The sequence below is a fragment of the Nocardia sp. CDC160 genome (assembly GCF_035818795.1).
In the GTDB taxonomy this organism is placed as follows: Bacteria; Actinomycetota; Actinomycetes; order Mycobacteriales; family Mycobacteriaceae; genus Nocardia.
On the sequence record NZ_JAYKYT010000004.1, the window covers coordinates 908,712 to 934,485 of the forward strand.

General features: G+C 65.9%; 28 protein-coding genes. 14 read left to right on the forward strand and 14 right to left on the reverse strand.

Annotation, left to right across the window (positions count from 1 at the left end):
• Position 1 precedes the first annotated feature (1 nt).
• Positions 2–538 carry an AAA family ATPase gene (locus tag VMT40_RS25475; RefSeq protein ID WP_326361306.1) on the reverse strand — a complete coding sequence of 179 codons (537 nt, stop codon included), beginning with the start codon at positions 536–538 and terminating at the stop codon, positions 2–4.
• A 516-nt stretch (positions 539–1,054) separates the two neighbouring features.
• Between VMT40_RS25475 and VMT40_RS25480 the strand changes: the two genes are divergently transcribed.
• Positions 1,055–3,046, forward strand: a complete 1,992-nt coding sequence (locus tag VMT40_RS25480; RefSeq protein ID WP_326361307.1) for a WD40 repeat domain-containing serine/threonine protein kinase — start codon at positions 1,055–1,057, stop codon at positions 3,044–3,046.
• Between the two features lie 13 nt (positions 3,047–3,059).
• Here VMT40_RS25480 and VMT40_RS25485 read toward each other — a convergent pair whose 3' ends face one another.
• The gene (locus VMT40_RS25485) at positions 3,060–3,683 is read right to left on the reverse strand and encodes a hypothetical protein (protein ID WP_326361308.1); all 624 of its coding nucleotides are present in this window, start codon (positions 3,681–3,683) and stop codon (positions 3,060–3,062) included.
• A 63-nt stretch (positions 3,684–3,746) separates the two neighbouring features.
• Between VMT40_RS25485 and VMT40_RS25490 the strand changes: the two genes are divergently transcribed.
• From VMT40_RS25490 to VMT40_RS25510, 5 genes are all read left to right on the forward strand, one after another.
• Entirely contained in the window at positions 3,747–4,016 is a 270-nt protein-coding gene (locus VMT40_RS25490) for a hypothetical protein (protein ID WP_326361309.1), read from the forward strand.
• A gap of 131 nt (positions 4,017–4,147) precedes the next feature.
• Entirely contained in the window at positions 4,148–5,674 is a 1,527-nt protein-coding gene (locus VMT40_RS25495; protein WP_442790060.1) for a serine/threonine-protein kinase, read from the forward strand.
• Positions 5,675–5,678: 4 nt separating this feature from the next.
• Positions 5,679–6,896: a DUF7373 family lipoprotein gene (locus VMT40_RS25500; RefSeq protein WP_326361311.1), complete on the forward strand. Its 1,218-nt coding sequence runs from the start codon at positions 5,679–5,681 to the stop codon at positions 6,894–6,896.
• Between the two features lie 11 nt (positions 6,897–6,907).
• Positions 6,908–8,371: a serine/threonine-protein kinase gene (locus VMT40_RS25505; protein ID WP_326361312.1), complete on the forward strand. Its 1,464-nt coding sequence runs from the start codon at positions 6,908–6,910 to the stop codon at positions 8,369–8,371.
• Complete coding sequence (locus VMT40_RS25510; RefSeq protein WP_326361314.1) at positions 8,340–8,663, forward strand: nitroreductase family deazaflavin-dependent oxidoreductase; 324 nt, start codon at positions 8,340–8,342, stop codon at positions 8,661–8,663. Before VMT40_RS25505 ends, VMT40_RS25510 begins: the two co-directional genes overlap by 32 nt.
• 40 nt (positions 8,664–8,703) lie before the next feature.
• Here VMT40_RS25510 and VMT40_RS25515 read toward each other — a convergent pair whose 3' ends face one another.
• Positions 8,704–11,283 (reverse strand): DUF418 domain-containing protein, encoded by a 2,580-nt coding sequence (locus tag VMT40_RS25515; RefSeq protein ID WP_326361315.1) that lies wholly within the window; start codon positions 11,281–11,283, stop codon positions 8,704–8,706.
• Positions 11,284–11,368: 85 nt separating this feature from the next.
• Between VMT40_RS25515 and VMT40_RS25520 the strand changes: the two genes are divergently transcribed.
• Complete coding sequence (locus tag VMT40_RS25520) at positions 11,369–11,527, forward strand: hypothetical protein (RefSeq protein WP_326361317.1); 159 nt, start codon at positions 11,369–11,371, stop codon at positions 11,525–11,527.
• Between the two features lie 119 nt (positions 11,528–11,646).
• Positions 11,647–12,537, forward strand: a complete 891-nt coding sequence (locus VMT40_RS25525) for a thioredoxin family protein (RefSeq protein WP_326361318.1) — start codon at positions 11,647–11,649, stop codon at positions 12,535–12,537.
• Here the strand turns inward: VMT40_RS25525 and VMT40_RS25530 are convergent.
• The 3 genes from VMT40_RS25530 to VMT40_RS25540 all read right to left on the reverse strand — a co-directional run bounded on the left by VMT40_RS25530 (position 12,534) and on the right by VMT40_RS25540 (position 15,753).
• Positions 12,534–13,181, reverse strand: coding sequence for a response regulator transcription factor (locus VMT40_RS25530; protein ID WP_326361320.1), 648 nt, complete (start codon positions 13,179–13,181; stop codon positions 12,534–12,536). The two genes, VMT40_RS25525 and VMT40_RS25530, sit on opposite strands and share 4 nt — an antisense overlap.
• On the reverse strand, positions 13,178–14,296 hold the full coding sequence (locus tag VMT40_RS25535; protein ID WP_326361321.1) for a sensor histidine kinase: 1,119 nt from the start codon (positions 14,294–14,296) through the stop codon (positions 13,178–13,180). The genes VMT40_RS25530 and VMT40_RS25535 overlap by 4 nt, the downstream gene beginning before the upstream one ends.
• A 305-nt stretch (positions 14,297–14,601) precedes the next feature.
• Complete coding sequence (locus VMT40_RS25540) at positions 14,602–15,753, reverse strand: epoxide hydrolase family protein (RefSeq protein WP_326361322.1); 1,152 nt, start codon at positions 15,751–15,753, stop codon at positions 14,602–14,604.
• A gap of 264 nt (positions 15,754–16,017) precedes the next feature.
• On the opposite strand from VMT40_RS25540, the gene ku reads away from it, so the two are divergent.
• From ku to VMT40_RS25555, 3 genes are all read left to right on the forward strand, one after another.
• Positions 16,018–16,938 carry a non-homologous end joining protein Ku gene (gene ku, locus VMT40_RS25545; RefSeq protein WP_326361323.1) on the forward strand — a complete coding sequence of 307 codons (921 nt, stop codon included), beginning with the start codon at positions 16,018–16,020 and terminating at the stop codon, positions 16,936–16,938.
• Positions 16,939–17,013: 75 nt separating this feature from the next.
• Positions 17,014–17,595 (forward strand): GNAT family N-acetyltransferase, encoded by a 582-nt coding sequence (locus VMT40_RS25550; RefSeq protein ID WP_326361325.1) that lies wholly within the window; start codon positions 17,014–17,016, stop codon positions 17,593–17,595.
• Between the two features lie 30 nt (positions 17,596–17,625).
• The gene (locus VMT40_RS25555; RefSeq protein WP_326361327.1) at positions 17,626–18,111 is read left to right on the forward strand and encodes a hypothetical protein; all 486 of its coding nucleotides are present in this window, start codon (positions 17,626–17,628) and stop codon (positions 18,109–18,111) included.
• A gap of 19 nt (positions 18,112–18,130) precedes the next feature.
• Here the strand turns inward: VMT40_RS25555 and VMT40_RS25560 are convergent, their stop codons facing one another.
• Complete coding sequence (locus tag VMT40_RS25560; protein WP_326361329.1) at positions 18,131–18,535, reverse strand: tautomerase family protein; 405 nt, start codon at positions 18,533–18,535, stop codon at positions 18,131–18,133.
• A 91-nt stretch (positions 18,536–18,626) separates the two neighbouring features.
• Here VMT40_RS25560 and VMT40_RS25565 point away from each other — a divergent pair, with 91 nt between their 5' ends.
• Both VMT40_RS25565 and VMT40_RS25570 read left to right on the forward strand, forming a co-directional pair.
• Positions 18,627–19,166 (forward strand): CGNR zinc finger domain-containing protein, encoded by a 540-nt coding sequence (locus VMT40_RS25565; RefSeq protein ID WP_326361330.1) that lies wholly within the window; start codon positions 18,627–18,629, stop codon positions 19,164–19,166.
• 292 nt (positions 19,167–19,458) lie between these two features.
• On the forward strand, positions 19,459–20,277 hold the full coding sequence (locus VMT40_RS25570) for an SMP-30/gluconolactonase/LRE family protein (protein WP_326361331.1): 819 nt from the start codon (positions 19,459–19,461) through the stop codon (positions 20,275–20,277).
• On the opposite strand, the gene VMT40_RS25575 is transcribed toward VMT40_RS25570, so the two are convergent.
• From VMT40_RS25575 to VMT40_RS25590, 4 genes are all read right to left on the reverse strand, one after another.
• Positions 20,274–20,894, reverse strand: coding sequence for a hypothetical protein (locus VMT40_RS25575; RefSeq protein ID WP_326361333.1), 621 nt, complete (start codon positions 20,892–20,894; stop codon positions 20,274–20,276). The genes VMT40_RS25570 and VMT40_RS25575 overlap by 4 nt on opposite strands.
• 114 nt (positions 20,895–21,008) lie before the next feature.
• A complete protein-coding gene (locus tag VMT40_RS25580; RefSeq protein ID WP_326361334.1) occupies positions 21,009–21,464 on the reverse strand; it encodes a DUF4189 domain-containing protein in 456 nt (151 codons plus the stop codon).
• Between the two features lie 52 nt (positions 21,465–21,516).
• Positions 21,517–22,134, reverse strand: coding sequence for a transcriptional repressor LexA (lexA, locus tag VMT40_RS25585; protein WP_326361750.1), 618 nt, complete (start codon positions 22,132–22,134; stop codon positions 21,517–21,519).
• Positions 22,135–22,229: 95 nt separating this feature from the next.
• Entirely contained in the window at positions 22,230–23,201 is a 972-nt protein-coding gene (locus VMT40_RS25590; protein WP_326361335.1) for an NAD(P)H-dependent flavin oxidoreductase, read from the reverse strand.
• A 104-nt stretch (positions 23,202–23,305) separates the two neighbouring features.
• Here VMT40_RS25590 and VMT40_RS25595 point away from each other — a divergent pair, with 104 nt between their 5' ends.
• The gene (locus VMT40_RS25595) at positions 23,306–24,352 is read left to right on the forward strand and encodes an ADP-ribosylglycohydrolase family protein (protein WP_326361751.1); all 1,047 of its coding nucleotides are present in this window, start codon (positions 23,306–23,308) and stop codon (positions 24,350–24,352) included.
• Positions 24,353–24,362: 10 nt separating this feature from the next.
• On the opposite strand, the gene VMT40_RS25600 is transcribed toward VMT40_RS25595, so the two are convergent.
• The 3 genes from VMT40_RS25600 to sufU form a co-directional block, all read right to left on the reverse strand.
• Positions 24,363–24,812: a putative glycolipid-binding domain-containing protein gene (locus tag VMT40_RS25600; protein ID WP_326361336.1), complete on the reverse strand. Its 450-nt coding sequence runs from the start codon at positions 24,810–24,812 to the stop codon at positions 24,363–24,365.
• 112 nt (positions 24,813–24,924) lie between these two features.
• A complete protein-coding gene (locus VMT40_RS25605; protein WP_326361337.1) occupies positions 24,925–25,296 on the reverse strand; it encodes a metal-sulfur cluster assembly factor in 372 nt (123 codons plus the stop codon).
• Positions 25,297–25,298: 2 nt separating this feature from the next.
• Positions 25,299–25,772 carry a Fe-S cluster assembly sulfur transfer protein SufU gene (gene sufU / locus VMT40_RS25610; protein ID WP_326361338.1) on the reverse strand — a complete coding sequence of 158 codons (474 nt, stop codon included), beginning with the start codon at positions 25,770–25,772 and terminating at the stop codon, positions 25,299–25,301.
• Between the last annotated feature and the right edge of the window lie 2 nt (positions 25,773–25,774).

Below are 25,774 nucleotides of genomic sequence, written 5' to 3' on the forward strand. Positions count from 1 at the left end.
GTCACTCCGGGCGCAGCCGCTGATGGGCATGCGGTCTCCATGCGCCTCGGATGTCGCACTCGATCCGGTTGACGATGGCCTCGAGCCGATAGCTGGCGTCGATGCGGACCTCTTCGACGAACGATAAAGGCTGCCATCCGTGGTACCACTGCGCCATCTGCTCGGGTGTGAACTCCCGTGATTGAGGTCGGCTGGCATGTCGACGAAGCGTCTCCTCGAAGGACAAATCGAATGCATAGTGCAGCGCTCGTGCCGCAGAGTTGGTGAGCCGCTCGAGCATGTGGCCGTAGCGGTCAGCGTCGAGGATGCCTTCCACGATGACGATCAGTCCGCGATCCAGGCCCCAGACAGCGATGTGCTCGATCAGTTCGACGTTTGCCGCCGCCGGGGTATCGAGCTCGCGCAACATGTGCCGCCTGACGGTATCTTGCGGAACCACAAGGCAATTCGCCCGGGGAAACCGCCGCTGCACGGAGCGAGCGACGGTGGACTTGCCCGAGCCGGAGTTCCCGCGAAGCACCACGAGCACGCTCACCACAGGGTTTGCCGCTTCAGCACGATCTCAAGTTTGCGGATGAATCGTGGAAGGTGGGGGTCGGTGGCGGGGAGCCCATCGGGATCGAGGTCATACCACCGGCCGTCATCGAATTCGCTGGGGTCGAGCCGATATTCGCGGTCGCGGTCGCCGCGGAAGGCTGTGACATCGTCAGGTTCACCAATTTGGACATCGTCAAAGGTGATTCCGACGTCGACGTAGCGCGCGTGCTCGACGTTGTATTCACATCCGCCTTTGGGGTTGTCATCGTCGGCAGGACCGAACGGGTTGTAACCGGCGATGGTGCGGCGAACATACTACCCCAAAATCGCAGTCACCGTATGGCGTGGACGCCGCCCTGTCTTGACGATTTTTTGCCGATTCGTCCACTGGCCCCAAGGACCGCACCTCCAAGGGGTGGTGACGATCCTCCAGTGCGACACTGTCTTTGCCGCCAGGGAACAATGATCACCAGAGGTCGGGCCTCCTGGACGGATCGGGAGAAGGGACGGAGCCGGGTTGGCTTTGCAGACGGGGCCGGTGTTCGCCGGATTCACGATCGAACGACTGCTCGGCGCAGGCGGCATGGGCGTCGTCTACCTTGCCCGACATCCTCGACTGGAACGCCTTGTCGCGCTGAAGGTGCTCGGTGAAGGTGTCGCTGCGGACCCCAAGGCTCGTGCCGCGTTCGATCGCGAGGCCGCATTGGCGGCACGGCTCGAACACCCCAATATCGTTGCCCTCCATGACCGCAGCGGACCCGCCGATCCTATCCCGTGGCTGTGCATGCAGTACGTGGCCGGTGGCGACGCCAGCACGCTGTTGCGGAATACTCGAGACGGGCTACCGGTCGAGCAGGCCTTGCGCCTGATCACCGACGCTGCGCACGGACTGGATTACGCGCACGGGCAAGGCATTCTGCACCGTGATGTCAAACCGGCGAACCTACTCGTCGAAACTGACGTGGCCCGCGGCGAGCGAGCCTTACTCACCGATTTCGGCATCGCCCGCACTCTCGACGACACCCTCACCCTCTCGGCGATCGCGGCAACATTCGCTTACGCCGCGCCCGAACGATTTCAGAACAAGCGTAGCGATCATCGCTCCGACATCTATTCTCTCGGTTGTACCTTCTATCATTTGCTCACTGGCCAAACGCCCTTCCCGCGTAGCGATCAGGCCGCGGTCATCGCCGCACACCTCACTGCTCCTCCACCCTCACCCAGCGTCATGCGGCTCGACTTACCGGCAGCACTGGACGATGTGATCGCTACCGCGTTGGCCAAAAGCCCCGAGGACCGCTACCGCAACTGCGCCGAGTTCGCCGCTGCCGCAGCACGTGTGCTGGCCTCTACCGAAACGACTGTGCTATCGGCCTCTCCTGCGACAGGAGCGACAACCAACCCGGCGCGGGGATTCGGCCGCCGCCGATTGCTGATCGGCGCGACGAGCGTCCCGATGGCCGCTGCCGTAGTGGGTGCGGCCTTCGCCTTCGAATCGCACAGCAACAATCGCGCACCGGACGCGGTGGCCACCACAACTACGAACGCCGCGAGCGAGGCCGGAATTCTCAGCGGGCATTCCCGGGAGGTTACGTCAGTAGCCTTCCACCCCAGCGGCACCCTGCTGGCCAGCGGCGGTCTGGACGGATCGACTCTTTGGTGGGATGTCGGCGCCCGGCAAGCAGTCACGCCGATCCCTGGTCCCTCGACGGATCCGAATAGAATCCGGTCCGTGGCGTTCAGCCGCGACGGCAACCTACTCGCGGTCGGGAGCGAAACCTACTCGATCCAATTATGGAACGCCCACACCCACCAATCCGACGGTGAGCCCCTGGTCGTCGACGCGGGCCCGACCCGATCGACGTTCCAAATCCGATCGGTAGCCTTCAGCCCCGACGGTACTCTGCTGGCCAGCGCGGGACTCGACAAGAACGTTCGGCTGTGGAATGTAGCGGCCCGACAACCCGATGGCCAACCACTGACCGGCCATACCGACATGATCGAGACGCTGGCGTTCAGCCCCGACGGTGCTCTGCTGGCCAGCGCGGGCTACGACAACACCATTCGACTATGGAACCTACGCACCCGGCAAGCGGATGGTCCGCCCCTCACCGACGGCGTCGTCAAAGACCTTCTCCGACGGTCCACTTGGGAACCCTTGAACTCGATAGCCTTCAGCCCCGATGGTTCTCGCCTTGCCGCGACCAATGCGGACAATGGGATCTGGCTGTGGAACCTGCGCACCCGGCAGATCGATGGGGACCCCCTCAAAGGGCATGCCGATGTGATCGAGACAGTGGCGTTCAACCCGGACGGAACACTGCTGGCCAGCGCGGGCCACGACAACACCATTCGCGTATGGAACCTGCGCACCCGGCAGCTCCAAGGCTCACCCCTGCGCGGCCATACAAGTGCCGTGATGTCTGTGGCGTTCAGCCCCGACGGTACCTTGCTGGCATCCGGCAGCTGGGACAAAACGATCCGACTGTGGAAACTGAACCGTCCATAGTGAGCTTTGCTCATCAGGTCACATAGTCGCGCCAAAATGGCACGGTCGCTACGGGTTTCCGCACCTCCGCGGTTCGATCGCCATCCTCGAGGGCGGCGAATTCCCTGCTCACCCAATCGTCGAGATCAGAGCCGTAGTAGATGATGTCCCCCAGATGCCACACCGACATCACCGGATGACCGAAGCTGCCAGGTCCTTCCGGCAGGAACCGGTGCGCGTACACCGGAACGAGCGAGGGCACATTCCGGAGCCAGCGCCGTGCCGCAGCAACGGCGGCCACCGCATCGGTCGGCTTCTCACCCCACCCGGACAGCCACAGCCCGCCAAGCTCAACTCGACGAAGAACATCGTCGATCGGCCAATCGAGATGCCTCCGAAGTTCATCGGGATCTCCGTCACGCCAATCCGGCCAGGGCTTTCCCCATGTCTCGCACTCGACGTGCTCGTCCAGGTCACGTACCGGCAGCCCGGCCGCCAGAAAGGCTCGATGATCATCGGCGAACTCGAACCCATACTGTCGTTCGATCAGTTCGAACTCATCCTCGGACAACCCCGGCTCGATCTCGCAACATCCCAACTGCGCCAAACGATCCGCCGCCGCCCGGCCCAACCGCTCCCCTGGGCTCTCGATCACCACACCACGGTAGCTCTTCGCTCGAGCCACAAGCTATATCACCGGGCGGAATGCGATGATGGCATCGTGAGTGATGTAGCTGCCCGGGATCAGGAAGTCTTGCAGACGCTCCAGAAACGGGATGGTTCGCCATCCACCGTGGTTCTCGACGATGGCTCGAGCCTCACCGTCTACAACATCGCATGGGGTTACGACATTGGTGACGCGTCAGCACATATCACCACCAACATCAGTCCCGAGATCGAAAACTCTTCCATAGACTTCTTCTACACGGCGCAGGTCATTTCGGTTATCGACAGGGAGACCGGCGGCATGCTTTTCGACGTCCCGGCGTAATCGACCTGCGGCAGTTGGCCTCCGGCAGCAGCCACCGAACTGACCATCGCTCACCCCCGATGATCGGGCGAAATCGGACGGCGATCGTGGCCCGGTGCCGGTAATCTGTCGTCCACAACGTCTCGAGGAGGCTGAGGGGCGAGAGTTGCGGGGGTGGTCGAATGGTGCGGGCTGGCGAGATATTCGCTGGTTACCGCGTGCTTCGTGAGCTCGGATCCGGCGGTATGGGATCGGTGTATCTGGCTCAGCATCCGCGGCTGTCCCGTCAGGTCGCGCTGAAGGTACTGCTCGACGGCCACACCGCGGACACTGAGTTTCGCGCTCGCTTTCTCCGCGAAGCCGAATTGGCTTCGCGGATCAGCCATCCCAATGTGGTCGCGGTCTACGACCGCGGCGTCTTCGAGGGCAGCCTGTGGATCGCGATGCAGTACGTCGCCGGTGTCGATGCCGAGGAACTGGCCCGCCGTGGACCGCGAGAGCTGCCGGTCGAGCGGGCCGTGCACATTGTCGAAGAGGCCGCGCGGGGATTGGATGCCGCGCACGCGGCAGGACTCCTCCATCGTGATGTGAAACCGGCCAACATCCTGGTGGCATCGAAACCCGATGCGCCCGAGCGTGTGCTGGTGACCGATTTCGGAATCGCGCACGCCGGTGGCGAATTGGCGAAACTGACCGGCGCGGGCGAGGTGCTCGCCACCTTGGCGTATGCGCCGCCGGAGCAGATCAGTGCCGAAACCCTCGATCGCCGCGCCGACGTCTACGCCCTGGGCGGCACGCTATTTCACCTGCTCACCGGGTCCAAGCCCTTTCCCCGTGCCACACCCGCCGCGATCATGTACGCGCATTTGACCGAGCCGCCGCCCAGGCCGAGCCTCGCCAACCCCGCCGTGCCGCCGCAACTGGACGCCGTCATCGCCCGTGCCATGGCGAAGGATCCCGATGCCAGGTATGCCACCTGTGGCGACCTTGCCGCCGCGGCCGCCGCCGCACTCCGTGGCGAACCCCTGCCGGAACCGGAGCGGGTCGACCCGCATCCGCGCCCACGCCGCTGGGTCCGGCCCGCCATCGCCATGGCCGCAATCGTTTTCGTGCTTGCGGTCGCTCTCGGGATCGGCTCGAGGTCCGTCGGCTCGCGGGTCATCGCGGGGCATGGGGTGCCCATCTCGACGACCGCCCCGCAGCCCTCGACCACCAACGACTCGGGACCATGGGGCAGCTACGGATACATTGTCGCGGCGTTCGTGGATCTGTTGCCGCAGACACCGACCGGCACCGGGTATCGCGGACTCCGATGTACCAAGACCCCAACGAGCACGACAACCACACCTACGCCCGCACGATCGAACCGAGATTTGTTGACCTGCCACGGCGATGGGAACCCGCTGTCGGATCTACTACTGAATTGCGATTCGGCCCATTTTCCGTTTCCCGTTCTCCCGATTCCGATGACCAAAACCGGTGAGCAGACCTGGACCCGAGGCGCGCAGACCGGCCGGGTGAGTTGGGGTGACGGCCCGGACGATCAAGGGCGGACAAACGGTGTGCTGCAGGTCGTCTTCGACGACCCGGCCCGATCGTTCTGCAGCCTCGTAGCCTTCAGTAGCACCGGGTCGGGGCAAACTCTGTACGAAAAGTGGTGGCTGAATGCGCCAATTTAAAGGCATGGCAGCATTTTCGGTGGCGATCGCGCTGATCTGCGGTCTGATTTCGGGCTGCGGAAAAACAGGCACGGCTGTGCCCGAGGTTCCGGACCTCCAACGTCTCGACGTCGGCGACTTCGGTGCCGAACCACTGGCCGAGCCCGCGGACGATGACGAATCTTATAGTCGGATAATCGAATCCGCGCGGATGGGTGAAGGCGTCGTCAACCCGTCCGACCTGGACAAGTCCTTCTCACGTGCCGCATCCGCGGTGCTACCGACGCCGAACGATACGACCGGCATCCTCGCGGACGTGGCTCGTCCGGTGCTGGCGAGCCGCGGCATGATCGCTGGATACAGCATCGGCGGGTACGATCGCCTCGGTTCGGACCATCAACCGATCATCGGCAAGACCAACTCGCTGCGATTGACGGTGCTGCGCTTTCCGGACGACACCTCAGCCCGCGACGCCGCCGCGGAAATCGACACCGCCGACTTCGCGGTCAACCCCGACAATCAACCGGTCGCGATCCCGAATTACGACGGTGCACACAGCCATTGGCGGCCTCAGCTACCGACACTCGGGGTGACCGCGGCCCATGGCTCATTCGTGGTCGCCTTGTTCATCACCCGCCCGACCACCGATCTGACGGTGCTGACCGCGACCGCGACAGCAGCCCTCGACGCCGAATTGCCGTTCCTGGACAAGTTCACGCCCACCCCGGCGGACAAGCTGCGGGCTCTCGCCCTCGATCAAGACGGCATGCTGCGCCGGAGTTTGCCCTCCCAGCGCGGAAAGTGGCCATACCCCGCTGTCACTCCGATGGATTGGGGAACGGTCGCCGGGTACGGCCGCGGTCATCTCGTCACAGGTGTCGTATTCGGCCCGAGCGGCGCGGATCACAAGACGCGAAATACCGCGCTGGACCCCGTCGCGACCGGTCGGCCCGCCGTCGAACGCCTGGCCGTGGTGGACGGCCGATGGCTGTCGCGTTGGCAGGACGCCACCCGCGCACGGCGGTATTTCGATTTGCAGGCCGCGGAGAACGCCAAGGACGAGGAGATCGTCCCCGGCCCGACCGGTGTCCCCGATGCGAAGTGCTTCCGGGATCGGGTCGGCGAGGATGTCTTCTGCCAGGTGATGGATGGGCGGTATGTCGCGGAACTCGGCGGACACGACGCCAAAACCGTTCTGCAGCAGGCAGCCGCACAGTATGCGCTGCTGGTGAAGACCCGATAGGGGTGGTGCGGGTGCGAACCTTGGCCCCGGGGGAAGTTGTCGCAGGATATCGGATCGAACGCGTCCTCGGCGTGGGCCGGATGGGTACCGTGTATCTCGCGCGGCACCCGAGATTGCCACGGCGAGATGCGCTGAAGATTTTGACGCCCGCGTTCGGTGCCGACGAGGCACTCGAGGCGCGGTTCCGCCGCGAGGCCGAATTGGCCGGTCGCCTGGACCATCCCAATATCGTCGCGATCTACGACCATGGTTCCGACGGTGAGAAGCTATGGATCGCCATGCAATTCGTCGACGGCCAGGACGCCGCGGAGCTGCTGGGCACCGGCCACGACAAGTTGACGCCGGAGCGGGCGGTGACCATCGTGGCGGGAGCTGCCCACGGTCTCGATGAGGCACATCGCGTCGGATTGGTGCATCGAGATGTGAAGCCCGCCAACATTCTTATCGAGTACCGTCCCGACGGAACGGATCGCGCTCTGGTCGCCGACTTCGGAATCGCCCGTCCAACAGCCGATTCGGCGGAGATAACTGCCGCCGACTCGGTCCGCGCGACCTTGGCGTATGCCGCACCCGAGCAGATCCGCGGTGACGCACTGGATCACCGTGCCGACGTTTACGCCTTGGGCTGCACGCTCTACCACTTGCTGACCGGCACCGTGCCCTTCCCGCGCGAGTCGCCCGCGGCGGTCATGCACGCACAACTCACAGCGCCGCCACCACGCCCGAGCCGCACCGATCCCGCGATACCGGGTGCGCTGGACGCGGTGGTCGCGCGGGCAATGGCCAAGGATCCGAACCAGCGCTACCAGAGCTGCGGCGAACTGGCGAAGGCCGCGACTGCCGCTCTGCGCACACCCGCATCGGCGGCACGCACATTTCGCGGTCGGCGCGGCCAGATCGTCATCGCGGCGGGTGCATTGCTGTCAGCCGTTGCCGCGGTCGCCGCCCTCATCGGCCAACCCGGGAGCGAGTCCGGACCCACGCATGGGTCGATGACACCGTCGGTGACGCCCACCACGCGATCCGCCTGGGGCAACTACGGTTTCATTGTCGACACGTTCCCCGAACTGTTGCCGAGCACACCGTCGACGGTCGGGTATCAAGGGCTCCGCTGCAAGGCGGCCGATGGGAACGGAAATGTCGTATCCACCGATGCCACGGTTCCCCAGCCCGAGCTGTTTTGCATCGGCGACGGCAACCCGGTCTTGGCGCTTGTCGTGCAGTGCAACGCCGACCGATCGCCGTTCGCTGGCCTGGAACGCAAGGACGGAGACGACGGTGAGGAGGCATGGACTCGTCCGTCCGGGACCGGCCGCTCGACGTGGGGACTCGCACCGGCGGTGGCGGACGGAACACGGCTGGGCACCATGGAAATACGTTTCGACGGCACGCGGAGCTCGTGCACCGTGAAGCTCACCGGTGCATCGTCCGGATCGGAACTGCGTGATCGATGGTGGCCCGCGGCGCCGCTCTGAGCACCCCCGTAGTTCGCACATCGTGGTTTCCGGATTCGGCACCACCGCTCAGTGGTACCGAAACATCACCGCCCACCCCACCGTCCGAATCTCGACAGGCATCCGACGCAGCGTCCCCGCAATCGCAACCCAGATGAACGACAACGAATCCGCCCTGGCCCTCGACCACTACATCCAGCGCCACCCCCGAGCATGGAACAACCTCCGCACCACAATCGAGACCGCCACCAACACCCCCGTCACCATCCTCCCCATGGTCCGCCTCACCCGGAACCGATCGAACGCGGACTAGTCCGCCAGTCGCCGAGTGGCACATCCTTCGTTACCGTGAGTCATCGGATGGACCGGATGACTTGGCTCTTGGTGAATTGCCACCGTTGCACGAGGCGGAAGCCGATTGCGTGGGGTACTCGATAGGCGCCGGTTCGGCCGAACGCGGGACCCGGTGGCAATGCAGCACCGCGGTCATTGGCGGGGAGTGTGAGGTCACGCGCCGTGATGGTCCACAGCACCCGGCACCGTGAGATCTGAACGGTGAGCTGTTCGGGTGGTGCGTCGTCGACGCGGGACAGTTGAGCGGCCGCAGCGGCGGAGGCTTGGAAGGCAACATCGGTCAGGCCGACGAAAGCCGTAGGGTAGGCAGCGGTGATATAGCTGGGTGAACCTGGTTGCAGGTCGGCGGTTTCGTCGAGGAGCAGGCAGTCGCCGGGTGCGGCGTGGGTGCGGATGAGGTCAGCGACCTGCCTGTAGTCCTGCGCCTTGGCGTAACTGCCGCGTTGGTGGATGTAGTTGGGCGTCGCGGCGAGGGCGAACACGGCCACCAGCACCGCGACGGTGGTACGCGAGCTGGTCACGGTCTGGATTGCGATGCCCAAACCCACTGCCGCGGCCGGTGCGGTGAAGCACAGGTAGCGTTCGGTGTAGATCGGTTGTGCGGCAACGGAATAAGTGAGCAGGATCCCGGTCGGTATCGCTATCCAGGCCAGAGACATCACCGCGATGGGAGACAGACCCCTGATCGAGGCGGGAGTGCTGTTCACGCTCTGCTGCGGTCGCCGTCGGCGCCGCAGAATGGCGGCGATGAGAACGATTGCGGCAATTGTCGCAAACCCTAGCGCGTGGTCGAAGTATTGAAGGATGAGAACCTGGACGACGGTGTGCCGACTCAACGGTGCGATCCAATCGACCTGCCGTGCTTGAGAAATGATGAACTGGGTTGACGGTATCAGCCCGACCGCTGCGGTCGCGGTGGACGCCGCCCACGCGGCGAGTACACGCCGAGGTTGCCGCATGGCGCTGAGCACGACCAGGTGCACGGTAACCATCAACACCAGGTAGATGTTGAGGAGCACCGACAAATACAGCAGCACGGCATACAACACCCAAATCGAAGCGAGGCGGTGGCGGGCCGCGACGAGCAACACGACGGTCAACCAGACTGCCGCTGCGGCGGTCAGGGCGTACGAGCGGGCTTCTACGCCAGCCCAGGTCGCCCGCGGCAAGATCGCGAACAGCAACCCGGCGCTCAACGCCGCGGTCCGAGACGATAGCAGCTTGGTCAGGACTACCACCCCTGCGGCAGCGAGACCGATAGCGATGCTGCTGGGCAGCCGCGCCCACGCCTCGGTACGTGGGAACAGCGCGAACCACTCGTGCATCCCCAGGTAGTACAAGCCGTGCACCGCATCGAAATTGACCAGCATCCGCACCAGGTCCGGCAGCGAGCGATCGGTCGCCGAGATCGTCGACGCCTCGTCATACCAGAATGAAGGCACCCCTGCGCCGATCACACTGATCACCATCGCGATCACGGCAACCATCAGCGGATCCAGCCACCGTGATCTGTATGTGTCACAGCCGAATCCGTCCCACAGCATCCTGCCTGCACGACTCGTGGCGGCGACGCATTGCCACGATCGAGACTCCCTCCTGTTGTTGGAAGTAGCCGCTATTTTGACCGGCACCCGCCAGTAAGTGACTGCGCGCCATAGCTTTTCGAGCGGTCCCTGATCGAAATGGTTCAGCCACAAGGAGGATGCAGCGCATTGCACGACGAGGATCAAGACGCACAACAGGATCGTCTGGGCCCATGCGCCAGGACGGGGTAGTCCGGGCGTCGTGCTGAGCGCCTCGGCGATGCGGCGGCTACCGACGAGGATCACGCTGGCAGCGATGTAGTTGGTCAACGCGGTTCGGCCGAGTGGGGCGAAGACCGCCCTCAAGGCACCACGAAGTCGTGTACTCCTGGCGGCAAGGATCAGGCAGGCATAGGTCGCGGCCATCACCAGTCCGACCGCCAGGGCAGCCTGCGGATGGCGATCTTGCACCCAAAGCCCGAGCGCGGTCAACGGGATCAACGCCGGTAAGGACCACAATGCGTACCGGGGCTCGGCGTCGAGTCGCTGCGGCAGGGTGGTCGAACCCACCGCGAACCCGAGCAGAAACAGACCTGGCACCAGCAGCATCTTGTTCTCGACCACCAATGCGCCCAGCAGGGCCGCCACACCGATGACCGCCGTGACCAGCGGTGCCCAGCGCTCGGGCAGTGCGGTGGCGGGCAGCAGGAAGATCAGTCCGAAGACGGCATAGGGCAGCAGCGCTTCGCCGGGCTGCAACAGGTGGTGCAGGATGCCGAAGATCAGCAGCATGAGCAGGCGTTGTGCGAGTGCGCGGCGCGGTGCGGCGGTTCGGGTTCGCACCGACCGCCACAGCAGCGCGAAGCTGATTCCGAACAGGAGGGAGAACAGCGGGAAGAAGCGATCGGTCACGATGTAGTCGAGCGCGGTCGCCACCGGGTCGATGCTGCCGTCGGGCTGTAGGCGTTTTAGGTGCAGCATGCCCGGGGCGTTCGCGAACAGGATGCCGCACAGCGCGAATCCGCGCAGGACGTCGAGGCTCTCGAGTCGTCGCATGCCCTCATCGTCGCGGCGGACAGATCCCATGGGATCGGCCGATCGGCTAGATCCACGAGCCGTTCGGCCAGTGTGATCTGCGCGGATGGGTGAATTGGCCGAAGAGCCGATCGGTCTGGCCGATCGGCCGATGCCCGGCCCCATCGTCCAGCGCGACCCTTTCGGCATGCAACTGTTCGAGCACGTGACCACGCGGCACGAGTTGATGCCGTGCCGCGTGACGGCTGTGGTGGTGGCGCGATGAGCGCCGCGGATCCGGCGGTGCCGCTGCTGATATCGGGTGGTACGGCGGCAGTGTCGGCGATGGCCCGGATCGTGCGGGAACCGCGCCGACCAGCCAAGCCTGTGAGATAAGGAGAAGGCATGTCCGACAACACCTCTGTGCTGCGGGTCGTCACCGCCGAGGAGTTCGCTGCGGCGTTGGCGCGTGACGATCGGCCGGTGCTTGTGGATTTCACCTCGGCCCATTGCGGACCGTGTCGTCGCCTGGATCCGGCGCTGGAACAATTCGCCGCAGCCGAGCGTGATCGGGTACAGGTCGTTCGCGTCGACATCTATGACAGTCGTGACCTGGCCGAACGGTACGGCATCGACACCACGCCGACACTCGTGTTGTTCCAGCGTGGGCAGCCGGTACTGGAATGGGCCGGGCCCCACACGCTCGACCCGCTGCGCGGCGCCCTCGACCGGATCAGCGCGGACTCTGCCGCACCGGCCCGAGCGCAACGCTCGCTCGCCCCGCGCCGCACGATCGAACTGCACGGCCCGATTCCCGGTGGTCATCTGCTCATCGATTGGGACGACGATGCCCCGCCCGCTCGTCTGGGGGCGGACCTGCCCGTCGGGGCACGCGCATCGCTGAGCATTCGATCCGGTGACCTGTCCGGGCTGGCCAGGCTGGCACCGGACGCGCTCGACGAACTGCTGCTGATCAACACACCCGTCGGTCCCGTCGATGTCGAGAACATCCGACGGCTGACCGGACTGACCCGACTGCGACTGCTCGGCACCGGCCTACGCGCCGACGGCATTGCCCGACTCGGCTCACTCACGGGGCTGCGGCAATTGGAAATCCGGGAACCGGGCGATCCCGACGGACTCGACCAAGATCGCGTGGCGGCAATCGAGACATTGCGTGCGGCCCTGCCCGATACCCGGATCAACGGCCTCTGGGGTCGTGCTGATCTTCGCGAACTGGCGATGGAAGGCGGCGAAGAGATACCAGAGCTGAGAGATGACAGCACTCTCGGCTAGTCCATGAGCCCGGCCTGCCACACCCGCGCGGCGATCTCGACCCGGTTGCGGGCGGCCAACCTGCGCTGCACGCTCGCGATGTGCGCTTTGACGGTGCCCAGCGAGACGAAAAGGGCATCCGCGATGGCGGCGTTGCTCTCGCCCGCGGCGACCAGCTTGGCCACTTCGAGTTCGCGGGGGCTCACCGTCGCGAAGGCAGCGGCGAGTTCCGGTGGCACCGGCCGGGTGGACCGGTCGCGGGTGCGCGCCAGCAACCGGGTGGTCAGCTCCGGGCTGATCAATGCGTCCCCGGCGACCGCGGCCCGGATCGCGGCCAGCAGCAGGTCCGGTGAGGAGTCCTTGAGGAGAAAGCCGAGCGCGCCGTTGGCCAGCGCGGTGTCGACATAGTCGTCGTCATCGAAACTGGTGACGATCACGACCCCGGCGTCGGCCGAGACTCGACGGCACACCTCCAGGCCGTCGATGCGCGGCATCCGGATATCGAGCAGCACCACATCCGGACGATGCACTCGCACAGCTTCGATAACCTCCACACCGTCACGGCACTGCGCGACCACCTCAATATCGGGTGCGGCGCTGAGGATCAGATCGAAGCCGTAGCGGACCATCTCCTGATCGTCGGCGAGGATCACGCGAATCGTCATGCGCGGTCGGCCCTTCCATGCGCGGGGAGACGGGCCGCAACCACCCAGTCGCTGCCATGGCGTCCGGCGGTGACGGTGCCGCCCACCGCGGCCGCGCGATCCCGCAACCCCGCCAGGCCGTGACCGCCGCCCCCGCCGAGCCCCGCCACGCCCGAGCCGTTGTCACGTACCTCGATCTCGAGCACCCCATCGACGAGCCGCAGCACCACCCCGACCCTGGTGGCGTCGGCACCGTGTCGGCGAATGTTGTTGAACGCCTCGGCCATTATCCGGTGCGCCACCACCATGACCATGTCCGCGACCCGGGGCGGACCGGCCGCCGGATCCAGCTCGGCGACCACGTTCGCGGTGACGGTGTCGCGAAAGCCGTCGATCAGATCCATCGGGTCGTAGGTGGTGCGCGGGGCCTGCTCCTGGTGCAGGGTCCCGACCATCGTGCGAATATCGGCGAGCGCTCGTCGTCCCGATTTTTCGATGCGGCGCAATACCTTTCGTGCGTGCTCGTCCACACCGGGCTGGGCGGCGGTGGCCACCACAACGATCCCGATCACCTCGTGGGCGATCACGTCGTGGAGTTCGTGCGCCATCGCCGCGCGCACGTCGGCCAGGGCAGTGGCGCGCCGTGCTTCCTGATCGTGACGCTGTGCCCGATGCAGCAGTCCCATCGCGATCGATACCGTCGTAGTCAACATCGTCACGCCGAACCAGAAGCTGTTGTCGCCGTGACCGCTGCGGGAGACGAATCGAAACGCCGCCCCGTAGACCAGCGCTACCAATGCCGCGACCACGACCAGGTCTGCCCGGTTCTCGATCCGCGCGGCAGCGACACCACACGCCACGATCGCGACCCACACCGCCGGTGCCGCGATCGGTTGCTCACTCGGCCAACACATCCCGGTGACAACGACGACCGCCAGCACGCCCAGCCCCGCCAGCACCTTCCGCTGCCCGACAATCGCCACCTCGGAAGACGCCAACCCCCAGCACGCCACCACACCCCCGGCGACGCCCACCGCCTCGACTGCCAAGCGGGCCAAAGGCACACCCACCTGCAGCTCGCCGACAGCTACCAACGCCGCAGGCAGAAACAGCACCACGAACAACAGTCGAGGCATATGAGCGACCCTAGACGCCGACACCCCAACCCCCTCAGATGCGAGACCACCATGTCTCCGCCCGGCGAACCACCCGTCCCGCCTCACCACACCGCTCGTCACTGCGCGCGAGGATATGCCGGACCGCCCGAATCGCATCGGAAGGGGCGTATTCGACTCGGTCGGCGGCGGGCTGCGTCGTAGTGGTCGGTTCGACTGGCGCGGTCGCGGTCCTGTCCGGTCGCTCCCCGTTGGATGAATCGCGCCGCGCGAGGCTGCCCTCCCGGGCGATCGCGTCGAGAGCGCAGCCTTCTGCGCGGCTGGTGTCAGTTGCGGAGTTGTCGGAAGAAGCCGCGGATGTCGTCGACGAACAGGTCGGGGACTTCGAAGGCGGGGAAATGGCCGCCTTCGGTGTGGTCGCGGAAGAAGGCGACGCTGTCGCCAGCGCCGAGGACCTTGCGGACGAAGGGGTCGCTGTAGAACAGGGATTGGCCCTGCGGCACCGGGGAAGGACCGCCCCAGCCGGTGTTCTCGGCGTGGGCGATCTCCCAATAGAAGTCGCCCGCCGCGGGACCGGTGCGGGTGAACCAGTACAGGCTCGCGGTGATCAAAACGTTGTCGCGGCTGATCGGGGTGGCCGGGTTGGCCCACTCCACGAACTTCTCCGCGATCCACGCCAGCTGCAGGATGGGGGAATCGGCCAGACCGGCCGCGAGGGCGTTGGGTTGGGTCGATTGCAGCACCCGGTAGCCCTTCTTCTGCGCCCAACTATGTTGCGCCGCTTCCAGAAGCTTGCGCTCGTCGGCGTCGAGCCCCGCCGGGACGGGCAGGTCTTCGCCGACCATGCCCAGCTGGAGCCGGTCACCATGGATGTGCGCGCCGATCACGCGCTCGGGCAGCAACGCGGCCACCCGGCCGGTGACACCGGCACCGATGTCGCCGCCCTCGACACCGAAGCGGTCGTAGCCCAGCCGGGTCATCAGTTCCCCGAACGCGAGCGCGGTCCGGTCGAGGTTCCAGCCGCGCGCCGAGAGCGGGCTCGAGAACGCGAAGCCGGGCAGCGAGGGGATCACCAGATGGAAGGCATCGGCCGGGTCGCCGCCGTGGGCGCGGGGATCAGTCAGCGGCCCGCTGGCGGCGAGGAATTCCACGAACGAGGTCGGATAGCTGTGGTTGAGCAGCAGCGGGGTCGCGTCGGGCTCGGGTGAGCGCAGGTGCAGGAAATGGATGGTTTGCCCGTCGATCTCGGTCACAAACTGCGGGTAGGCGTTCAGTTCGGTTTCGTGGGCGCGCCAGTCGAACCCGTCGGCCCAATAGTCGGCCAGCTCGTGCAGATAGTCGGGGGCGATGCCGTGGTCCCACTGATCCCCGGTGCCCGGCACCGGATGCGGCGAGCGGGTACGGGCCAAACGGTCACGCAGATCATCGAGCTCAACCTGCGGAATCTGAATCCGGAAGGGAATGATGTCAGCGTTCATGCAGATCACCCTAGGGACCGATTCGGTCAGAATCTGTCCTACTTCACCCGAACGCTTCCTGTGTCCCCCACCACACCTCACCGCCGCGTTTGACCCCGCCAGACAGGCGAACCCCAATCAACCCGCCGCCGAACTGAATCCCAGGCCGTCCACAGGCCGTCTGACGATGGCTGCCAACCACCCACAACAACCTGCACCCGCCTGAAACCCCAGGTCGGCAGCGTGTCACCCACCGGGACACGCCGTCGGACGTACCATCGGACAATGCGGTCCATTTGGAAGGGCTCCATCGCGTTCGGGCTGGTGAATGTTCCCGTGAAGGTGTACACCGCCACGGAGGACCATGACATCAAGTTTCACCAGGTGCATGCCGTGGATGGGGGGCGGATCCGGTATGAGCGGGTGTGCACGGTGGATGGGCAGCCGGTGCAGTATTCCGATATCGATCGGGCCTATGAGTCGCCGGATGGGGATCGGGTGATTTTGACCGACGAGGATTTCGCGAAGCTTCCGGCGGCGGAGAAGCACGAGATTCCGGTGTTGCAATTCGTGCCGTCGGAGCAGATCGATCCGATTCTTTTCGACAAGAGCTACTATCTGGAGCCCGATTCGACGACGCCGAAAGCCTATGTGCTGCTGGCGAAGACGCTCGAACGGGTGGATCGGGTGGCGCTCGTGCATTTCACGTTGCGGCAGAAGACTCGGCTGGGGGCGCTGCGGGTGCGCGACGGGGTGCTGGTGTTGCAGACGCTGCTGTGGCCCGATGAGGTGCGGTCGGTGGCGTTCGACAAACTCGACGATGTCGCCGAGCCCAAGAAGCAGGAATTGCAGATGGCGGAGACGCTGGTCGACACGCTGTCCGACGATTTCGATCCGAGCCTATACGTGGACGAGTATCAGATCGAGTTGAAGAAGCTGCTCGACGAGGCGATCGCCAGCGGCAGCAGCAAGGTCACCCGGGCGCCCGAAGCCGCCGCGCCGGAGATGGATGCCGAGGTCGTGGACCTGGTCGCCGCCTTGCAGCGCAGTCTGGAGGCGTCCGGGCCCAAGGCCAATTCGGCGCCCGCCGCGCCCGCGAAGGCGACCAAGGCCACCAAAGCGACCAAGGCCACCGCCGAGAAGAAGCCCGCCAAGAAGGCGGCCGCGAAGAAGGCTCCGGCCAGGCAGACCCGCAAGGGCGCGTGATACCACGCCACGTGTGTGGCCCACGCACCCGGCGGGTTCCCGGGCCGACAGCACTCACCTGGCAAACTGTGTGTCATGGAATCCGACATATCCATCCAACCCGATGTCGCCATCGTCCCCATGGGCCTCGGTCACCTGCGTCAGGTCATCGACCTCGGCTACCAGGTGTTCGACACCCACGCCAAGCCCTACACCTCCTGGTCGTTGACCTCGGTGGCCGAGCACCTCGACAGTGCCGGTAAGTCCTGCTGGGTGGCGGTGGACTCGGATCGGGTGGTCGGATTCGTGCTGGCCTCCATGGAATTCGAGCTGCGCGAGGACTGGGCGTACCTGGAGTGGATCGCGGTCTCGCCGGACATGCAGGGGCGCGGTGTCGCGGGCAAGCTCATGACCGCCTGCTGCGACCTGCTTTTCAAGCACGGTGCGCGTCGCATCGTCACCGATGTGGAGCTGCACAATTCCGCGTCCGCAGGAATGATGCGCAAGAACGGGTTCACCGAGGGCACCACGGTCACGCTGTTCGTGCGGACCAATCCCGCCGAAGCCACGTCCGGCGAGGAGGACGAACAGGTCACGCTCGGACCGGGTACCAAGCGCGATCTGATTCGACGCGGGCGCATAGCCGGTGACGGGCGGCACGGGAAGCTCGCCCGCTAGTTGTCGGTGCCCCGGTCTACCGTCGATGCCATGACTGCCGTCGACGAGACCATGAGCGCGATCAATGACGCCGTAACCCTTGGCCGCCAAGGGGATACGGCGCAGGCGCGGGAGCGGTTGATCGCGCTGTGGGACACCATCGGCGCGGGCGGCGATCCGCTACACCGGGTTTCGCTGGCGCACTTCCTCGCCGACCTGCACGAGCACGCGGCCGACGCGCTCACCTGGGACATCCGCGCCCTCGACGCCGCCGACTCGTTGACCGACGAACGCGCCCAGGCCCATCACGCGGGATTGAGCGTGCGCGACTTCTACCCGTCGCTGCACCTCAACCTCGCCGACAACTACCGCCGCCTGGGCGCTTTCGATACCGCCCGCCGCCACCTGGAGGCCGCGCGCGCCCGCCTCGACGCCCTCGATGAGGACGGTTATGGATTGGGCGTGCGCGCCGGTATCGCCAATGTCGAAGCGGCACTGGCGAACAACTCCACCGAGCGGCTATCCAGCCACCCGTGAGGCCGTAATCGCCGACGGCTCAGTCCTTCTCGGCGGGGTCGAGGCGGCGGCGAGCGAGCTGAGTGACGCCGTTGTAGCCGTAGCTCTCGCCATCGAGTTCGTAGAGGGCGACATACGCGGCCGCGGGGAGGGGCCCGAGGCGGTCGGCCAGCACGGCATACGCGTGCTCGATGAAGGCGGCCTTCTCCGCGGCGGTATTGGTACCGGCGGTAATGCTGACCTCGAGGTGGACGCCCGTCACGTCGACCGGGCGGGCGGCGGCCACGAACCAGCGGTCGGCCGGGGCCAGATTGACCTGGACGACGGTGACTTCGGGCTCCTTGAGCAGGTCCTTCTCCAGCAGGGCGGTGATCTCGGCCGCCAGATCGGACTGGGTGTCGGCGGGCAGGTCGGGGTTGGCGATGGTCAAGCGAGCGAAAGGCATTGTCGGAACTCCGAATCCGTGAAGTAATGGTTCAAATCATTACTACGCCGGTATCCTGTAACGTGTCAACCCATTACATGGAGGTGGCAGGGTGGCGAATACCGAGCACATCAGCCTCGATCTGGTCGCGACGGTCGGCGGGCGATTCACCGAGGCACCGATCGAACGACTACCCGACGCCCAGGCACTCCGCGCCTGGCTCGACATCCACGCATTGGCGATCGAAGCGTGCGGCGACGCCGATCTCGAGGCCGCGCGGACGCTGCGCGAAGCCTTGTACGACCTGGTCGAGGCCGCGGCCACGAATCGAGCACCGGACCCCGCCGCGCTCACCACGGTCAACGCCCATGCCGCGCACCCGAGCGTTCAGCCAACAATGGTCTGGGACAAACGCAACGGCTTCTCCCTCGATCGCGCACCGCTCTCCGCCGACCAGGCACTGAACCTGATCGCCCGCGACGCGATCGACCTACTCACCGGCCCCGAGCGAGATCGCCTGCACCAGTGCGAGGCCGACACCTGCGGCACGGTCTTCGTCGTGTCCGGCGGCGGCAAGCCCCGCCGCTGGTGCTCGTCGTCCTCGTGCGGCAATCGCGAACGCGTTCGGGCCCATCGCGCGACCAAGCGATGAGAGGCACCGTTCGTGCGACGCAGTGCCGGGCCGAAGCGGGATTGCCGGGCTAGACCGGGCGGTTTACGCTACCGGTTGATCATCGCCCACCGAAGGGAACGCCTCGATGCCGGATTCGCGACCGGAAGCAGTTGTGCCGCAATCGGGTTCCCGGGGGCGAAGCGATTTCCGAGGGCGAATCGTCGGTGCGGGTATCGCCGCGCTGGTGGCCGTCGCTAGCGGCTTGGCAGGTCCGGCTGCCGCGGATGCTACCGCCGAGCCGGTGGCGGCCCCCTGCTCTGCCGACCGACCCGTGCGCACGGTGCTGCCGTCACGAGCGCCGCTGGTCGACTGGTCGGAGAATCTCGGCATCGACGGGGCGGGGAATCTCTGGGTCTCACGTGTCTACCGGAACGCGGTGGAGAAGTACGACAGCGACGGCCAGTTGGTGGCCAGCGTTTCGGTGACGAGCCCGGGCGCGATCCGGCTCGGGCCCGACGGCCTGTTGTACGTGACCTTCGGCAATTCGCCGTTCACCGGCATGGCCCACCAGGGCGGCGTCGTGCGGTTCGATCCCTCGGCCCCCGCTCCGCAGCCGGAGGTGTTCGTCTCCGGGCTCGGCCAGGCGAACGGCGCGGCCTTCGACGGCGACGGCAATCTCTATGTGGCCGACACGTCCTCGAACTCCGTCGAGCGAATCCGCCCCGACGGCAGCCTCGACGCGGCGTGGACCGACAGCGCGCGAACGGCGTTGTCGGCCAATGGATCCGGTGCGGACGGCGTGGTCGTCGCGGGTCGGACCCTGTACGTGACGCTCTTGGAGAGCCCGACCGCACGCGTCGTCGCCCTCCCCATCGACGATCCCGCGCGGGCCAGCGTCGCGGTCGACCTCTCCCCCGCGACGCTCGCCCCACCGCTGCTACCCGACGATCTGGCCGTCGGCGCGGACGGCCTGCTCTATATCGCCACCGGCACAGGACAACTCGTCCGCGCAGATCCCGCCGCCCACACCAGCTGCATCCTGCTCTCCGGCGAGCCATTGACCTCGGTGACCGTGAGCCCGACCGTCAGCAGCGTACTCATCCTCGGCACCGAGTTCGGTGACGTGCTGAAGACACACGTGAACTACTAGTCTTGCGCCGCACGGGCTTTCCCTTCCCGAAAGAACTCCAGCAGGCTTTCGACCGTGGCCACCTCGGCCCGTGGTCGCATGGCACCGAACGGCGCGTTCCAGAACTCGCCACGCCGTCGCGTCCACGGTCCGACATAGGCGTACGGCTGTGGATTGTCCCAATCACCCGGCGAGACACCGTAGTTGACCTCGTCGACGGCGACCGATAAGTCGAAATGCTCCGGCCACAGCACCGGCTGTTCGGCCGCGAAGCGCCGTAATGCGGTGTCCCCCACCGCGAACCAGTCGTGCACCTTGGTGGCGGCATCGGCGTCGACGGTGAAGGGTTCGTCCGGGTCCATGCGGGTGCCGTCGGAGTAGAGGCCCTCGGGCGGGCCGTCGGCCTCGAATCCGGCGGTCAGGGCGAGGTCACTGTAGGTGCCGTGCAGGCGAATGCGCCCCTGCGGCCACACCAGATCGGTGCCCGTCACCGACACCGGCCATTTCACGCCGGTGAAGCCGCCCAGCACGATGCGCATGCGAATGCTGCCGAAGCGGCGGTACTGCGGACCGGCGATCAAAAGTTCGGCCGCCGCGTGCAGGGCGAACCGGGTGTCCTCGTAGGTGATGTCGTCCACCGGGAAATCATCCCCGGGCGGGCGGGCGTGTTGCTGGAAAACGGACTCCAGCAGACAAAACAGCGCCACACCGGAGAAATCCGGTGTGGCGCCGAGGCATTTCGCCGATCTTGCTCAGCTGGCGTTGTCGGTGCAGGCCGACAGGATGACCTTGGCCTGGCGCGGCGAGGAGGAGCCCGTGTCCGGGAAGGACGGGGCGCTCTTGCCGAGCACATTGATGGCCGAGGACTCCGCCTCCGCCTTCGACGGGGCCCACGCCCAGCCGAAGCGGGTGTCGGCGCCCTGCGCCACCGCACCGCAGGCATTGGCGAAGTGCACGACGACGGCACAGTCGCCACCGCCGCACTTCTCGACGGCGGCGCCGTCGGCACCGTCCCAGCTGCTGTAATTCACGGCATACGCGACATTTCCGGTGGACTTGGACAGCGCGAGCGCGCCGTACAGGTCACCGGAGGTAGCGACGAAGACCGGATCCGCGTCCGCCGCAGAGGCTTCTCCGGCGGCCACGGTGCCCATCGCGGCCATCGACGTAACGGCGAGGCCGATACCGGCCTTGCGCAGCAACGACATTCGATACTCCCCGGGGATGGAAGGTGATAACGGGCGTCATCATGCCAGACCGTCACACACGGCGCATGACCGAGACGACCTTACCCAGTACCTGGGCATTGTCGCCATCGATGATCGGATACGCCGGATTGCGCGGTTCCAGGTACACGTGGCCGTTGCTGCGCTTGTACACCTTCACCGTCGCCTCGCCGTCGATCATGGCGGCCACGATCTCCCCGGTGTGGGCCTCGTGCTGTTTGCGCACCACCACGATATCGCCGTCGCAGATGGCCGCATCGACCATGGAATCACCGCGAACCCGCAGGCCGAACACGGTTCCACGACCGACCAGTTCGCGCGGCAGCGAGAGCACATCATCCGTGTGCTCCTCGGCCAGAATCGGCGTTCCCGCCGCGATGTCGCCGACAACAGGCACCGGCACCGAGTTCTCATCCCGCACCCGCTCGGGCCCGCCGGCCTTCAAAAAAAGCCGCACATCCATCGGCCGCGTAACCGATTCACTCCGCTTGAGAAACCCCCGCTCCTCCAATTCGCGCAAATGCCGCGAAACAGACGAAGCAGACTTCAACCCCACCGACTCCCCGATCTCCCGAGTACTCGGCGAATACCCATGCCGCTGCACCCAATCCCGAATGCTGCACAGAATCCGCTGCTGCCGCTCCGGCAACATGGAGGTATCGAGATGCTCGAATCCATCGAAGTCGTCATAGGTCACCGGGGAATCCTACGGTGACATGCGCCTGATCCCCCGGTACGACCGGCCGTTCACTCCGAGCCGCGACCGGCGGCCCGAGCCAGCGCCGCCTCCGCCTCGGCCGCCAGCCGCTCGACCAAATCGGCGGCCGGTTCCAGGCTGGCGATGAGATCGACTGCCTCGCTTGCCCATACCGGGGTCGGCGGCAGGTCGCCGCGTTCGACGCCGCGGTGATATGCCTGTTTGGCTTCTTCATCGACCGCGAGTTCGGCTCCCCGACCACGCCATTCGTCCAGGATCGGATGCGGGAGGGTTCGCGCGGTGTACTCCGAGGGCCAGCCCGCGTCGCGGACGATGTCGAGGAGGTCGCTGCGCTCGGTGTCCTCGCCGACGGCCTCGACGATGGCCTTGCCGATGTATGGGTCACCCAGTGCTTCCAGGCTCGCCTGGAAGCGGGTGCCCATGAGCGCACCGGCCGCGCCGAGGGCCAGTATGGCCGCGAGTCCCCGGCCGTCGGCGATTCCGCCTGCGGCCAGCACTGGGATCGAGCCTGCGCGGTCGAGCACGGCCGGTACGAACGTGAGTGTGGATCGGCCGTTGCGAGCGCCGTGGCCGCCGCTCTCGGTGCCCTGCGCCACGATCACATCCGCGCCGAGCGCGATCGCCTGCTCGGCTTCGGCCATATCGGTGACCTGAATGATCAAGGTTGTGCCGGAGGATTTGACCGGCTCGATAAACGGCCGCAGATCGCCGAATCCCAGCACTACGGCGTGGGGGCGGAAGGATAGTGCCAACTCCAGCACTGGAACGGTCGCGCCCCATGCGAGGAAGCCTATGCCCCAGGGATTTTCGGTGCGCTCGGTGACGAGCGTGAGCTCTCGCTCGACCCAGTCGGCGTCCGCGCGGCCGCCGCCGACCAATCCGAGTCCGCCGCCTTCGGAGACCGCGGCGGCCAATGCGCCACCGGCTGTACCACCCATCGGCGCCGAGGCGATCGGATGCCGCACGCCCATCAGATCCGTGAACGCAGTCCGCAAGACCATGACCCCACGATAGTGAAACGGTGCCTGCAGGCACATGATCTTTCTCCGCATAGGGTGGTGCCGTGGAGGATCACGAGAGGCTGTTCGATCGGGTGCGGGGGGCGATGTTGGGTGGGGCGGTCGGTGATGCGCTGGGGTGGCCGATCGAGTTCTTGACCTTGGGCCAGATACGGCAGCGGCATGGGGAATCCGGTGTTAGCGGGTACTTGCCCGGGGTGATTGCCGGTGCGCCGCAGCAGATTACCGATGATACGCAGATGACGCTGTTCACGGCGGAGGGGTTGTTGCGGTGTCCGGTGGGTGCGGATCCGGCTCCGGTGTTGCGGCGGGCCTATTTGCGGTGGCGCGATACCCAGCAGCAGGACCGGCCGGGGCCCGAGGTGGACGGCTGGCTCGCCGGACATCGGTTTCTGTATGCCACGCGGGCACCGGGGAACGCTTGCCTCACCGGATTGCGGCGGCAGGCAGATGAATTCATCGCGCCGCTGGAGTTCGGCGAGCCCGGACCGGTGAATCCGAAGTCGAAGGGGTGCGGAACCGTCATGCGGTCCGCCCCGTTCGGCCTCGCGGGATTCGGGCCGGATCACGCCTTCTACACCGCCATGCGCTGCGCCCAACTCACGCATGGCCATCCCACCGCGTACCTGTCGGCGGGTGCTTTCGCGATCCTGGTCGACCGCGTCGTGTCCGGCGTCGAACTCCCACTCGCCGTCCGTGACACCATCACCCGCCTCGCCCCCATGCCCGCCAGCGCCGAGACGGTCACGGCCCTGTCCTCGGCCCTGGCCATCGCGCAGCTGGGTGAGCCCACTCCCGAGCATGTGGAACTGATCGGAAGGGGTTGGACCGCAGAGGAATGCCTGGCCATCGCTCTCTACTGCGCGCTGTACACCTATCGCACCGGCGATGTTCGCGGCGGATTGTTGTTGGCGGTCAACCACTCTGGCGACTCCGACTCCACCGGCGCGGTTGCGGGCAATCTAATTGGTGCGGTCCATGGCCTTTCGGCACTGCCCATGGAATGGATCGAGCCATTGGAGGGTCGCGACGAGTTGTTTCGGGTAGCGGACGATCTTGTCCTCAATTTCCACTACCGCGACCGCACGACCCTCGCTGACCGCTATCCCCTCGATACCGCGCTCATCGACTGAACACCGCCTGTCACGGGTGTACGCGCCGCAGGTAGTCCCGGTACTCCCTGACGAAGCCATCCCGGTCGAACTCGATGTCCGCCTGGTAATCCCCAGAAGCGAACTCGACCACCCCATCACCTCGCGGCAGATACCGTTGGGCGGTCAACACATCCGTCAGATCGGGAACGCTCACATACCGCATCGTGTAGTCGCGCGGCACGGTACTCGTCAGCAGTCCGTCCCGCAGCACCGGCAGCGAATTGAAGAAGGCCGAATGCTGCAGGTCGAAGAAGTCAGCTCCCGCCAACGCGATTCGCCTCGCGCCCTCCCCCACATCGACGCTCAATTCCGCGCCGATGAGCTCCCAGCGCAGTTCGTATGCCACCCCCACCATTGTCCCGTGGGCCCGCGCCAGGCTCTCCACCCGGACTATCTCCATCCGCGGCTCGTCGATCCCCTGCCACACGAATGTCCGCATGCCCCAACTCTATTGCGCACCACAACCCACGTGGGCCGGACGGAGGGGTTCGCGCAAACGACTACGGGCCGATCCCGAAGGACCGGCCCGCATGTCGTCGAATGGATTTCAGCTACACCGTGAAGCCGAGCGCGCGCAGCTGCTCACGCCCGTCGTCAGTGATCTTGTCCGGGCCCCACGGCGGCATCCAGACCCAGTTGATCTGCAGGTCTTCGGCCAGGCCGGACCGCACGAGGGCGTTGCGGGACTGGTCTTCGATGACGTCGGTCAGCGGGCAGGCCGGGGAGGTCAGGGTCATGTCGAGTTTGGCGATGCCGTCCTCGAACTTCATGCCGTAGACCAGACCGAGGTCGACCACGTTGATGCCGAGTTCGGGGTCGACGACGTCGCGCATCGCCTCTTCCATATCGTCGAGGTGCTGCAGCTCCTCGGGAGTCAGCTCGACGGGGGCCGCCTCGGCGGCCTGCTGCTCGGTGTCGCTCATCGCTATGCCCCGTTTCCCATGGTCTTCTTGGCTTCCTCCGCCGAGGCTATCCGCACGACGGCGTCCTTGAACGCCATCCAGCCCAGCAGCGCGCACTTCACGCGGGCGGGGTACTTCGACACACCGGCGAAGGCGATGCCGTCGCCGATCACGTCCTCGTCGCCCTCGAGGGTGCCGCGCGAGGTGATCATCTCGTCGAACGCCTCGACCACCTTCAGCGCCTGCTGCACCGGCAGGCCGATGACCTGGTCGGTGAGCACCGACGTCGAGGCCTGGCTGATCGAGCAGCCCTGCCCGTCGTAGGACACGTCGGTGACATCGCCGTTGTCGTCGATGTTCACGCGCAAGGTCACCTCGTCACCGCAGGTCGGGTTGACGTGGTGCACTTCCGCGCCGAAGGGCTCGCGCAGCCCTCGGTGGTGCGGGTGCTTGTAGTGGTCCAGGATGACTTCCTGGTACATCTGCTCCATGCGCATGA

What these genes read in the sequence shown, in the direction of transcription:
- VMT40_RS25500 (WP_326361311.1), top strand. Translation starts at nt 5,679, where the DNA reads ATGGCAGCATTTTCGGTGGCGATCGCGCTGATCTGCGGTCTGATTTCG.
- VMT40_RS25515 (WP_326361315.1), bottom strand. Translation starts at nt 11,283, where the DNA reads ATGCGACGACTCGAGAGCCTCGACGTCCTGCGCGGATTCGCGCTGTGC.
- VMT40_RS25520 (WP_326361317.1), top strand. Translation starts at nt 11,369, where the DNA reads ATGGGTGAATTGGCCGAAGAGCCGATCGGTCTGGCCGATCGGCCGATG.
- VMT40_RS25525 (WP_326361318.1), top strand. Translation starts at nt 11,647, where the DNA reads ATGTCCGACAACACCTCTGTGCTGCGGGTCGTCACCGCCGAGGAGTTC.
- VMT40_RS25530 (WP_326361320.1), bottom strand. Translation starts at nt 13,181, where the DNA reads ATGACGATTCGCGTGATCCTCGCCGACGATCAGGAGATGGTCCGCTAC.
- VMT40_RS25535 (WP_326361321.1), bottom strand. Translation starts at nt 14,296, where the DNA reads ATGCCTCGACTGTTGTTCGTGGTGCTGTTTCTGCCTGCGGCGTTGGTA.
- VMT40_RS25540 (WP_326361322.1), bottom strand. Translation starts at nt 15,753, where the DNA reads ATGAACGCTGACATCATTCCCTTCCGGATTCAGATTCCGCAGGTTGAG.
- ku (WP_326361323.1), top strand. Translation starts at nt 16,018, where the DNA reads ATGCGGTCCATTTGGAAGGGCTCCATCGCGTTCGGGCTGGTGAATGTT.
- VMT40_RS25550 (WP_326361325.1), top strand. Translation starts at nt 17,014, where the DNA reads ATGGAATCCGACATATCCATCCAACCCGATGTCGCCATCGTCCCCATG.
- VMT40_RS25555 (WP_326361327.1), top strand. Translation starts at nt 17,626, where the DNA reads ATGACTGCCGTCGACGAGACCATGAGCGCGATCAATGACGCCGTAACC.
- VMT40_RS25560 (WP_326361329.1), bottom strand. Translation starts at nt 18,535, where the DNA reads ATGCCTTTCGCTCGCTTGACCATCGCCAACCCCGACCTGCCCGCCGAC.
- VMT40_RS25580 (WP_326361334.1), bottom strand. Translation starts at nt 21,464, where the DNA reads ATGTCGTTGCTGCGCAAGGCCGGTATCGGCCTCGCCGTTACGTCGATG.
- lexA (WP_326361750.1), bottom strand. Translation starts at nt 22,134, where the DNA reads ATGTTGCCGGAGCGGCAGCAGCGGATTCTGTGCAGCATTCGGGATTGG.
- VMT40_RS25590 (WP_326361335.1), bottom strand. Translation starts at nt 23,201, where the DNA reads ATGGTCTTGCGGACTGCGTTCACGGATCTGATGGGCGTGCGGCATCCG.
- VMT40_RS25595 (WP_326361751.1), top strand. Translation starts at nt 23,306, where the DNA reads ATGTTGGGTGGGGCGGTCGGTGATGCGCTGGGGTGGCCGATCGAGTTC.
- VMT40_RS25600 (WP_326361336.1), bottom strand. Translation starts at nt 24,812, where the DNA reads ATGCGGACATTCGTGTGGCAGGGGATCGACGAGCCGCGGATGGAGATA.
- VMT40_RS25605 (WP_326361337.1), bottom strand. Translation starts at nt 25,296, where the DNA reads ATGAGCGACACCGAGCAGCAGGCCGCCGAGGCGGCCCCCGTCGAGCTG.
- sufU (WP_326361338.1), bottom strand. Translation starts at nt 25,772, where the DNA reads ATGCGCATGGAGCAGATGTACCAGGAAGTCATCCTGGACCACTACAAG.